The following is a 9,989-nucleotide window of genomic DNA, read 5'->3' as shown; positions in this document are numbered from 1 at the left end:
CTGTCCGGATCCGGACAGGCCGGAAGCGGAAGCGGAAGAGCGGTGCGGAGCGGGTGCGGACATGGGCTGCCTCCTGGCGGCGACCGGGAAAGGGATGAAAACTGCCTGGTCAGGGACCGTGTGCACAGGACTGGTGGTGACCTTAACCCGGTATCGGGGAGGGGGAGGCGGGCGCCGGGGGACCTCCCTTCCGCTCGGCCGTGCCGTGGTTAGCATCGCCAGGAAATGACCATCCCCGTCGAGGAGTGTTCCGTGTCGCAAGAAGGTGCTGCCCAGTCCGTGATCCCACCGAGCGTGACGGTGCCGGCCGGGACTGCCGCCGGCGCCGCGCTTCGCGATGCGGGTGTCCTTCCGAAGGGGCCGCAGGCGGTCGTGGTGGTGCGGGACGCGGAGGGGCGTCTGCGGGACCTGTCGTGGGTTCCCGAGGCCGACGCCGTGGTGGAACCGGTCACCGCGGACAGCGAGGAGGGGCGCAGCGTCATCCGCCACTCGTGCGCCCATGTGCTCGCCCAGGCCGTCCAGCAGGAGTTCCCCGAGGCCAAGCTGGGCATCGGCCCGCCGGTCAAGGACGGCTTCTACTACGACTTCCAGGTGGACCGCCCCTTCACCCCCGAGGATCTGGTGGTGCTGGAGCGGCGCATGAAGCAGATCATCAAGGGCGCCCAGCGGTTCTCCCGCCGGGTGGTCGAGTCCGTGGAGGCCGCCAAGGCCGAACTCGCCCACGAGCCGTTCAAGCTGGAGCTGGTCGACCTCAAGAGCGAGGTCGACGACGCCGAGGTGATGGAGGTCGGCGGCGGCGAGCTGACCATCTACGACAACGTCGACCCGCGCAGCGGCGAGACGGTGTGGGGCGACCTGTGCCGAGGCCCGCACGCGCCGACCACCAAGCACATCCCGGCGTTCAAGCTGATGCGCACGGCGGCCGCGTACTGGCGCGGAGACCAGAACAACCAGCAGTTGCAGCGCATCTACGGCACCGCGTGGGAGTCCCAGGAGGCGCTGGACGCGCATCTGGAGCTGCTCGCCGAGGCCGAGCGGCGCGACCACCGGAAGCTGGGCACCGAACTCGACCTCTTCTCCTTCCCCGAGGAGATCGGTTCCGGTCTCGCCGTGTTCCACCCCAAGGGCGGCATCGTCCGGATGGAGATGGAGAACTACTCCCGGCAGCGCCACCTCGCCGCCGGCTACTCCTTCGTCAACTCCCCGCACATCGCCAAGGGCAACCTGTTCCAGACCTCCGGGCACCTCGACTGGTACAAGGACGGCATGTACCCGTCCATGCACCTGGACGAGGAGCTGGACGCCGAGGGCAACGTCCGCAAGCCGGGGCAGGACTACTACCTGAAGCCGATGAACTGCCCGTTCCACGACCTGATCTTCCGCTCGCGCGGCCGGTCGTACCGTGAACTGCCGCTGCGCATGTTCGAGTTCGGCTCGGTGTACCGCTACGAGAAGTCCGGCACCATCCACGGCCTGACCCGGGTGCGCGGGCTCACGCAGGACGACGCGCACATCTTCTGCACCGAGGACCAGGTGCAGGACGAGCTGAAGTCGCTGCTGAACTTCGTCCTCGACCTGCTGCGCGACTTCGGCCTGGACGATTTCTACCTGGAGCTGTCGACCCGCAACGACGAGAAGTACGTCGGCTCGGACGAGATCTGGCAGAAGGCGACCGACGCGCTGCGCACGGCCGCCGAGGAGTCCGGCCTGGAGCTGGTGCCCGACCCGGGCGGTGCCGCCTTCTACGGGCCGAAGATCTCCGTGCAGGCCAGGGACGCGCTCGGCCGGACCTGGCAGATGTCCACCATCCAGCTGGACTTCAACCTGCCGAACGCCTTCGACCTGGAGTACTCGGCCGCCGACGGTTCCCGGCAGCGCCCGGTGATGATCCACCGGGTGCTGTTCGGCTCCCTGGAACGGTTCTTCGGCGTGCTCACCGAGCACTACGCGGGGGCGTTCCCGGCCTGGCTGTCGCCCGTCCAGGTGGTGGGCATCCCGATCTCCGACGAGCAGATTCCGCATCTGCGCCGGGTGGAGGAGGCGCTGCGCCTGAAGGGCCTGCGCGCCGAACTGGACGCCTCCGACGACCGCATGCAGAAGAAGATCCGCACCCACACCACCCAGAAAGTGCCCTTCATGCTCCTGGCGGGCGCGAAGGACGCGGAGGCGGGGGCGGTGTCCTTCCGGTTCCGTGACGGCAGCCAGATCAACGGCGTGCCGGTGGACAAGGCCGTGGAGACCATCGCCGACTGGGTCCAGAGGCGCGAGAACGCCTCGCCGACGGCCGAGCTGTTCCCCGGCCTGAAGGACTGACGGCCGGTACGACGCACGGCACTGCGGCCCGTATCGCGGAGGCGATACGGGCCGCAGTGTCAGTGGCTACCGGTCGAGCGGGTCAGGTGGCCCGGACGTCCGCCGGCTCGGTCTCGCACGCCCCCGGTGCCGGCTCGGTCCGCCGCTCTTCGGCCGCGACGACGAAGCGGCGCACCCCCGGCACGGCCAGGGTGGCCACGCACGCCCCGCCGACCAGCAGCGCGGAGGCCGTCAAGGTCGTCGTGCTCCCCCATGCCTTTGCGGCCAGGGGTGCCAGGAGGTAGCCGACCGGCATGGCACCGAGGGACATGAGCCAGTCGTACGACATGACCCGGGCCAGGGCGTGTTCCGGGATGGTGTTCTGCACAGTGGTCTCCCACACGGGACCGAGGAAGCCGAGGCCGGCCATCGCGACGCCGTAGGCGCCGATGACGACGGGCGCGGGGGCGGAGGCGGCCAGCGCGGCCAGCGGCAGGGCGTAGAGCCCGGCGGCGAGGTTTCCCGCCGCCACCGGCCGGCGCACCCGGCAGCGTCCCGCGAGCAGCGCGCCGACGAGGACGCCGATGGAACCGCTCTGCAACACGGCGACCCAGCTGCCCTCGCCGCCGAGCGAGCGGACGGCGATGGCGGGTCCCAGCACCATGAAGACGGCTGCCGTGAGGTTCCAGATCCCGTGCGCGATGAGGCTGGTCCAGTACCAGTCCCGGCTGCGCACCTCGGCCCAGCCCGCCATGAGGTCGGCGCGGAAGGACCGTTTCGGCAGGGGGGCGTGGGCGATCCGGACGCCGAGCAGCAGTGCCGCGCTGGCCGCGAACGTTCCCGCGTCCAGGATGAACGCCCAGCCCGGCCCCACCGACCAGATCAGCAGTCCGGCCAGAGCGGGCCCGCCCAGGCGGGCGACGCTTCCGGCCGTCCCCAGGAGGGAGTTGGCGCGCTGCCGGTGCTCGGCGCCGACCGTGGCGCTGACCAGCGGGGACAGCGCGGGGGTGGCGAACGCGGACGCGGCGCCGCCCACCACCTCGGCCGCGGCGATGAGCCCGATCGACGGGTCGTCGCCGAGGAGTTGCAGGCCGACGAGCAGCTGCATCCCGCAGCGGACGAGGTCGGTGGCGACGGCGACGGTCCGGGCGTTGAGACGGTCCGCGACGACCCCGCCCACCGGCAGCAGCAGGAGCTTGGGGACCATCGCGCAGCCGAGGACCAGCGCGAGCGAGGAGACCGAGCCCGTGGCCCGCAGCAGGGCGAGGGCGAGGGCGGCCGGGACCACCGCGTCACCGACGAGGGAGAGCGACCGCCCCAGGAAGAACCTGCGGAAGGCGCGTCCGCTCAGGGGACCCGCCCTCATGCCAGCGCCTTCCTCAGCCGCGCCTCGGTCTCCCGCACCCGGTCCCGCGATGCGCCCACGACCAGGCATTCCATCTGGTTGACCAGCAGCGGGTCGCAGGCGAGGACGAGCACGCCCTCGCGGGTGTCCCGGCTGAAGCGGAGCTGTTCCTCGTCGAGGACCCGCAGGACGTCGTCCAGCGGGGCCGGCGGCACGTCCCGGAGCGTCGCCACCGCATGGTGGTCCGCATAGCCCCTGCCGATCAGCCGTTCGCAGATGTCATGGGCGACCAGGCCGCCGCCCCAGCGGGCGTTGATCTCGTTGAACACCAGGTCGCCGGAGGCGGTGGCGATGGCATCGATGTTGATGTGGCCCCGGTAGCCGATCCGTGCGGTGAGTTCGGCCAGACGGAGGGACTGGTGCATCGCCTCGGCGGTGAGCGCCGGCGGCAGCGCGGCCGGCAGGTCCAGGCCGACCCACACGAGTTCGGTCGACTCCGGGTCGCTGTCCGGGCGCAGCCGGATCTCGCCGCTGTCGAGGAACCGGGGGACGCCGTCGTCGCCGATGACGTACTCCAGATAGAACTGGTACGCCGAGGCGTGGTAGCTCTCGACCACGAGGCCGTGGCTCAGGTCGTCGGCCAGGGCGGCCCAGACCTCGTCGGCCTGGGCGGCGAGGTCCTCGCCGGCCTTCAGGGTCTCGCGCGAGCCGGGCAGCGGCGTCGGCTCGCCTCTCGTCAGCGTCAGATTCCCGAGGCCGCCGGCGCCGTCGTCCTGCTTCACGATGACGGTGCCGGTGCGGGGCAGGTGCCGTTCGATCGCCTGGGCCAGCTCACGCGGTGTCCGCGCCACGGAGCCCTCGGGAAGCGGCAGGCCCGCGCCTGCGGCCAGCTGGCGGAAATGGGTCTTCCGGTTCAGCAGGTCCGCCCCGCGCTGGGCGGCGAAGCCGAGGCCGGCCTGCGGCTCGATGCCGAGGCGCGCGGCCAGTTCGGCGACGCCCTGCGTCCAGAAGCACGGCATCAGCCGCCAACCGGGGCTGCCGTCGGTCAGCGCGCCCAGCTCCGCGAGGAAGTCCTCGGACAGCAGCAGCTCGTCGGTGACGAGTCGCTCCCGGCTGAGGACGGTGACGGTGCCGGGGTCGAACCCCATGGTCCCGCCCAGGTACCGCAGGAACTCCGCGTCGACGGCCACGGGGCTGACGATGATGTCGCCCCGCTCGGCGAACCAGGCGTGCCGCCAGCCCGATCTGGTGATGGGGTGGGTGCTGGAGGAATGGTCCCCGAGCGCGTGCGCCGTGCCCACGTTCAGGATGATGATCTTCGGCATGTGTCAGGTCGCTCTTCTCGTGTTCTCCGGCGGGCGGCGGAACGCGCCCGCGATGCGGTCAGCCGTCCTCGGGCTCGAAGAAGTCGACCGTCGGGAGCGGGGAACGCCCGGTTCCGTCCCAGCCGACGCTCAGCATCCGGGCGCGCAGCAGCGGGGGCCGCTCGGTCTGGACGAGCACCAGGTCCGGTTCCAGCTCGCGCAGCAACCGGCCCTGCATCGCATAGGTCGCGAACTTGCGTACGACGATGTCGGCGAGGGTGGCGTCATCGGGCTCGGGCAGCCCCTCGTAGTAGGAACCCGGCTCCCACAGGCCCCGCATGATGGCCATCTCGGCCTCGATGTCCCGCCGGTCGAAATGCGTGAAGGGGTCCGCCAGCACGGAGGCGTACACGTCCCGGCACTGCGTCGAGGGTGCCATCGCGGAGAGCCGCTGCACGGTCAGCGCCGCACCGCGGAACACCCTCGGACGGCTGCCCCGGGCACTGGGGACCTCCTCGGTCAGATACTCCGCGACCGCCGAGACGAGCGCCTCCCGGCGCGCGTCCAGGGCCACACGGTCGAGGTGGGCGGGGGCGGGCACGCCGTACCAGAGGTAGTCGTCCTCGTCCGTGTCGCCGACGAGTGTCCGGAGGTCCACCTCGACCTGGGCGTCCTCCAGGCCGCGGAACAGCTCACGCAGCCGTCCGGCCAGCCGGCTCAGGACGCTTCCGTGCAGGTGATCACGCACGTACAGCTCGGGCCGGTCGCCGCTGATCCGGGTGAAGTCCACCGGCGGACACACGAAGAGCCCGAGTCTGATCCGGCCGTCCCGCTCGACGCTCCTGAGCAGGCTCTCCGTGAGGTGCTTCGCGGGGCTCCGGTGCGAGGCGTCCCACGCGGCGAGGACGAGGAGGGCGGCCGACACCCGCTCGTACGTCGTGGCGCGGCAGCCGGGGTGCTCGTCCGCCAGGACCTCGGCGAGGCGCGCGACGGGCCGGTGTGCGGCGGCACACCCCTCCAGCGCGTCGTGCAGCCGGCGTGACACCTTCTTCAGGCGCTTGCCGCTCACCGGGAGACGCACCGACTTCTCCCCGTTGAAGACCATGGCCATGAACGGGTCGAGGTAGGTGTGCAGCAGGGCGTGCGCGTGGTCCTCCAGGGCCCGGCGGTCCTCGGGGGCCGCGGGCACGTCCGGGAAGGGGCCGGGTGCCTCCGCGAGGACCGCCTCCACGGCCTCGTGCGCTTCGTCGACGCGCCGGCGCAGCAGGGCCCGGGCCTGCGCCAGGGCCTCCCCGACGCCCGGGATCCGGGGGACCGCCCGGGGCGGGCGGGGCGGGGCGAGCAGCGCCCCGGCCTGCCGCCCCGTCGGGTCGCCGGCGACGGCGTAGTACACAAGCGATTCCGTGATCATGTCCGTCGCCGTCCCCCGGCGGGTCGCTGGTGGCATACCGGGGTCATGCGGCAGCGCTCCGGCGTGCGATCCGCAGCTTGTCCGCGGCCGACCCGTAGCGTCGGTCGAGCAGGCGCGTGACGCGCGCCCAGTCCTCCAGGCTGCGGATCGAGTTGCGCTGCTCCGACACGAACGGGTCGTTGCGCCAGTCGAGCGCCCGGCGCCACAGGACGTCGAGCGGCTCCTCCAGGACGCTGCCCACCTTGGCCTCGTAGTTCGTGACGGCCCTGAGCTGGCCGCTCGCCTCGATGTGCGCGATGGTCTCGCCCTCGGCGCTCAGCGGAGACGTCGGCAGGAACAGCCGTGCGTCGGTGACCGAGACGTGCGCCGCGCTCCTGGCGTGGGAGGCCAGTTCGGCTTCCGACGCGCTCAGCGCCACCAGCTGTTCGTCGCTGAGCAGCTCGCGCGAGGCGAACTCCTCCTCCTGGGCCAGTCCCTCGGGGATCACCGCGCCGAAGGTGATGTAGTCGACCTCGGGGAAGCGTGAGGTGATGTCCTCGACGAACCGCTCCTTGCCCTCCCAGCCGCTGCGCGTGACCGTGTATTCGACACCCAGCCGATAGCAGCTCTCCCCGCTCTCCCGGCGCTGCCGCTTGACGCGGTCCAGGTGCTCCAGGGAGGCCATCGACTTCTCGAACGAGCCGGCGCGCCCGCGGATCAGGTCGTGGACCTCCCCTCCGGGGCCGTCCACGCTGACCGCGACGCCGGTCGCGGAGCCGGCGAGCCTGCGGGCTATCGCCTCGTTCATCAGCCAGCCGCTGGTGAAGATGGTCGTGGGGACGCCGGCCGCGGTGAGCCGCCGGGTCGCTTCCTCCCACCACGGTGCGAGGAGCGGTTCGCCGCCGCCGATCGACAGCCGCTTCGGCCGGGCGCCGATGATGATGTCGGCGACCTTCAGGGCGTCCTCACGGCGGAGCATGCTCGCCGGACGCCGGCCGGATTCGGAGAGACAGTGCTGGCAGCGCAGGGGGCATGCGTAGGTCAGGTCCCACACGAAACGCTCGATCGGTGTCGTCTCCGGGGTCTGCCGTACCGGCTGAGCGAGTGGGTTCAGAGTTTCCATGGATTCTCGCAAGGAAGTTTCGGACCGAATGCGTGGATTCCGTGAGGGGCTATTCCGTCAGGACGTGCTTGCCCGCGGCGATGCTCTCTTCCCAGTTCTGTCCGTCGAATTCGACGTATTCGATGTTCACCGCGGCGTCGAGATCGAGGCAGCGGGCGTTGACGCTGAAGAACCCGGTCGGGTGCGACCGCGGACGGTAGAAGGGCATGATCCCGCACACGGCGCAGAACGTGTGGTCGGCGATCTTGTTGCCGAACCGGTAGGGCTTGAGGAACTCCTGCCCCTGGTGCAGCTCGAAGCGCTCCTCGGGGATCATCAGCTCCTGGTGGCCGGACTTGTAGCAGATCCCGCAGTTGCACAGGGTGATGGTGAGGTTACGGCTGGCCGCGGCCGAGAACTTCACCCCGCCGCAATGACACTGCCCGTGGTACCAGACGCGTTCGATGGAGTCGGTGGTGGGGACGGAGGCCGCCTGCTCAGACATCGGAATCCGGACCTTTCAGCGAACTCTGGTCCTGTGCGCTGATGGCCTTCACCAGTTTGGCGTGGAAGCGCAGATAGGACTTTTCCTGAATGGGGTGGGGGACCGGCATGGCCTGGTGGAGTGCGTGCAGGTTGAGGGTGGCCACTGCCGGGTAGCGGTGGTGTTCCGCGTGGTAGTTGGCGTTCCACAGCAGGAACCGGGTGACCGGGTTCGACCGGACGGTGCGGGTGTTGCGCGTCACCTCCGGGGAGCCGTAGAGCCCGTAGTGCTCCGGCAGGGCGAGGAAGATGATCGCCGGTCCGGAGAAGTAGAGCGGAAGCCAGTAGGCGAGGAGGAGTTCGCGCGGGAACAGCACGGTCAGGGCGACCACGAGGACGAGCCAGCCGGCGATCGCCAGGTCGTCCTGTCGTGCCTCCCTGCGGCGTTCCTCGGTGCCGACGCTCGGCGGGAAGATTCCGCGGGACGACTCCAGCAGACCGGTCAGGGTGTGCCGCCACAGCGCGATGCCCGTCAGCGCGTAGAGGTAGCTCCGCACGGTCGCGTACGTCCGGTGGGACTCGGTGTCCCCCTCCACCGCCGTGAAGCGGTGGTGCACCAGGTGCTGGTAGCGGTAGACGCTGAAGTTGACCAGCAGCGGTGTGGACCACACCGCGCCCATGATCCGGTTGCCCCGCTTGGAGCGCAGGTGCGAGCGGTGCAGGCAGTCGTGGGCCGCGTTCAGGAATCCGGCCAGTACCGTCCCCAGCACCACCGAGCTGACGAGAGCCACGCCGTAGGCGAAGCCGAAGTGCAGGGAGAGGGCGACGCCGGCCGTGTAGACGGCCAGGACGAGGAAGGACCGGACGGCGACCCGGCGTCGGCTCGCCGTGGCCAGCCGTCTCAGCAGGGCGGTGTCCAGGCGGCGTTCGGCTGTCGTCGCGCTCACGGCGTTATGCCTCCGGCGGCCGGGGCGCCTGCTCCGACGAGCGTCCTCTCCGTCGCCGGCGCGGGCAGCTCGATCACCGTGGGGAGCCGGTCGTGGGCCCGGAGCGAGTCGTACGGGTACGAGATGTGGCCCTCGAGCACCGGCTTGCGGGTGAAGAAGATGAGCATGTCCCGCGTGGCCGGCAGCCGCTCGTCGACGGCCGAGACGGGGGACAGGCTGTGCTTGCGTTCGTGGTCGACCACGATCAGGGTGTCGAGGAAGTGCCGGTGCTGGTGCCGGCCCACCACCAGCTCGGGGTCCGTCTCGTTCCACCGGGTGGCGTTCTTCTCCCGCATGTCGTGCAGGAAGGTGACGGCGCTGTCCGCGGTCATGTTCTCGCTGCCGAGGAAGGTGGTCATGGTGTGGTCCACGCCGTCGCTGTGCACCCCTTCCAGAGCCGGCTCGCCCACCAGGTCGGGGGTGCTGATCGTCCGGAGGTTGAAGACCGTGCATATCCAGCTCGGGTTGTCGTAGTCGAGCTTCGGCCGGGGCACGGTGGTCATCCCCCGGAAGATCAGCGACTTGAAGGCGAGGAGCGCCTGGAAGGCCGAGTTGCCCTGGAGGTCGTCCCCGATCTCCTCGAAGACCCGGGTCTGGCCGGAGTCGTGCCGGACGAAATCCTCTTCCGCCGAGAGGGCGAAAGGCTGGAACTCAAGCCGGTACGCCCTCGACCGGTCGAAATCGAAGCAGAAACGACCGTTCTTCGATTCCCGGAAGGGCAGGGTGGGGTCCGGGGCCAGGTGGTCGCTGACCAGCTTGAGCTTTTCCAGGTCCTCGTCCGTGGCCCCGAGCGCCCGCAGCACCCGCGCCATTCGGGCGCCCGCGACGAAGACCGCGCGGTCCCTGACGTAGTGCTCCCGTATTTCCAGGACTTCCGACATGGCATCGCTGAATGTGGAGTCGTGCATCGAGTCAACCTTTGGCGAGCTGGGTGTGAAGTGATTCGTACCGAGGCAGCGCTCCGGCGGACCGCCGGGTCGTCACTGCCAGCCGGTGGTGTCCTGCACGGTGGCCGGGGCCGGGGACTGCCAGCCGGTCGTGGCGCCGAGGGCGTGGGTGCCGGTGGCGGAGCGGCCGGCTGCGTGGT

At 70.5% G+C, this 9,989-nt stretch carries 8 protein-coding genes; 1 reads left to right on the top strand and 7 read right to left on the bottom strand.

The window, feature by feature from the left end; genetic code table 11:
- The first annotated feature begins 300 nt into the window (after positions 1-300).
- Positions 301-2,313, top strand: coding sequence for a threonine--tRNA ligase (gene thrS / locus CCN44_RS02270; RefSeq protein ID WP_223284066.1), 2,013 nt, complete (start codon positions 301-303; stop codon positions 2,311-2,313).
- 82 nt (positions 2,314-2,395) lie between these two features.
- On the opposite strand, the gene CCN44_RS02265 is transcribed toward thrS, so the two are convergent.
- Genes CCN44_RS02265 through CCN44_RS02235 form a run of 7 tightly spaced genes read right to left on the bottom strand, consistent with a single transcriptional unit; the run spans position 2,396 to position 9,810 of the window.
- Positions 2,396-3,658, bottom strand: coding sequence for an MFS transporter (locus CCN44_RS02265; protein WP_086696721.1), 1,263 nt, complete (start codon positions 3,656-3,658; stop codon positions 2,396-2,398).
- Positions 3,655-4,962 carry a preATP grasp domain-containing protein gene (locus tag CCN44_RS02260; RefSeq protein ID WP_086696720.1) on the bottom strand — a complete coding sequence of 436 codons (1,308 nt, stop codon included), beginning with the start codon at positions 4,960-4,962 and terminating at the stop codon, positions 3,655-3,657. The genes CCN44_RS02265 and CCN44_RS02260 overlap by 4 nt, the downstream gene beginning before the upstream one ends.
- Positions 4,963-5,020: 58 nt before the next feature.
- Entirely contained in the window at positions 5,021-6,352 is a 1,332-nt protein-coding gene (locus CCN44_RS02255) for a hypothetical protein (RefSeq protein ID WP_143649589.1), read from the bottom strand.
- A gap of 43 nt (positions 6,353-6,395) precedes the next feature.
- The gene (locus tag CCN44_RS02250) at positions 6,396-7,454 is read right to left on the bottom strand and encodes a radical SAM protein (RefSeq protein ID WP_079081012.1); all 1,059 of its coding nucleotides are present in this window, start codon (positions 7,452-7,454) and stop codon (positions 6,396-6,398) included.
- 49 nt (positions 7,455-7,503) lie between these two features.
- On the bottom strand, positions 7,504-7,938 hold the full coding sequence (locus CCN44_RS02245; RefSeq protein ID WP_059250220.1) for a GFA family protein: 435 nt from the start codon (positions 7,936-7,938) through the stop codon (positions 7,504-7,506).
- Complete coding sequence (locus CCN44_RS02240; RefSeq protein ID WP_086696718.1) at positions 7,931-8,863, bottom strand: fatty acid desaturase family protein; 933 nt, start codon at positions 8,861-8,863, stop codon at positions 7,931-7,933. The genes CCN44_RS02245 and CCN44_RS02240 overlap by 8 nt, the downstream gene beginning before the upstream one ends.
- Positions 8,860-9,810: a 2OG-Fe dioxygenase family protein gene (locus tag CCN44_RS02235; protein ID WP_189397140.1), complete on the bottom strand. Its 951-nt coding sequence runs from the start codon at positions 9,808-9,810 to the stop codon at positions 8,860-8,862. Before CCN44_RS02235 ends, CCN44_RS02240 begins: the two co-directional genes overlap by 4 nt.
- Positions 9,811-9,989: the final 179 nt, after the last annotated feature.

The organism is Streptomyces tricolor (assembly GCF_002155905.1).
Classification (GTDB): Bacteria; Actinomycetota; Actinomycetes; order Streptomycetales; family Streptomycetaceae; genus Streptomyces; species Streptomyces tricolor.
The sequence above is the reverse complement of the archived record's forward strand: the minus strand, read 5'-3'. Positions and strand labels throughout refer to the sequence as shown.

What these genes read in the sequence shown, in the direction of transcription:
- CCN44_RS02265 (WP_086696721.1), bottom strand. Translation starts at nt 3,658, where the DNA reads ATGAGGGCGGGTCCCCTGAGCGGACGCGCCTTCCGCAGGTTCTTCCTG.
- CCN44_RS02245 (WP_059250220.1), bottom strand. Translation starts at nt 7,938, where the DNA reads ATGTCTGAGCAGGCGGCCTCCGTCCCCACCACCGACTCCATCGAACGC.
- CCN44_RS02250 (WP_079081012.1), bottom strand. Translation starts at nt 7,454, where the DNA reads ATGGAAACTCTGAACCCACTCGCTCAGCCGGTACGGCAGACCCCGGAG.
- CCN44_RS02260 (WP_086696720.1), bottom strand. Translation starts at nt 4,962, where the DNA reads ATGCCGAAGATCATCATCCTGAACGTGGGCACGGCGCACGCGCTCGGG.
- CCN44_RS02235 (WP_189397140.1), bottom strand. Translation starts at nt 9,810, where the DNA reads ATGCACGACTCCACATTCAGCGATGCCATGTCGGAAGTCCTGGAAATA.
- CCN44_RS02255 (WP_143649589.1), bottom strand. Translation starts at nt 6,352, where the DNA reads ATGATCACGGAATCGCTTGTGTACTACGCCGTCGCCGGCGACCCGACG.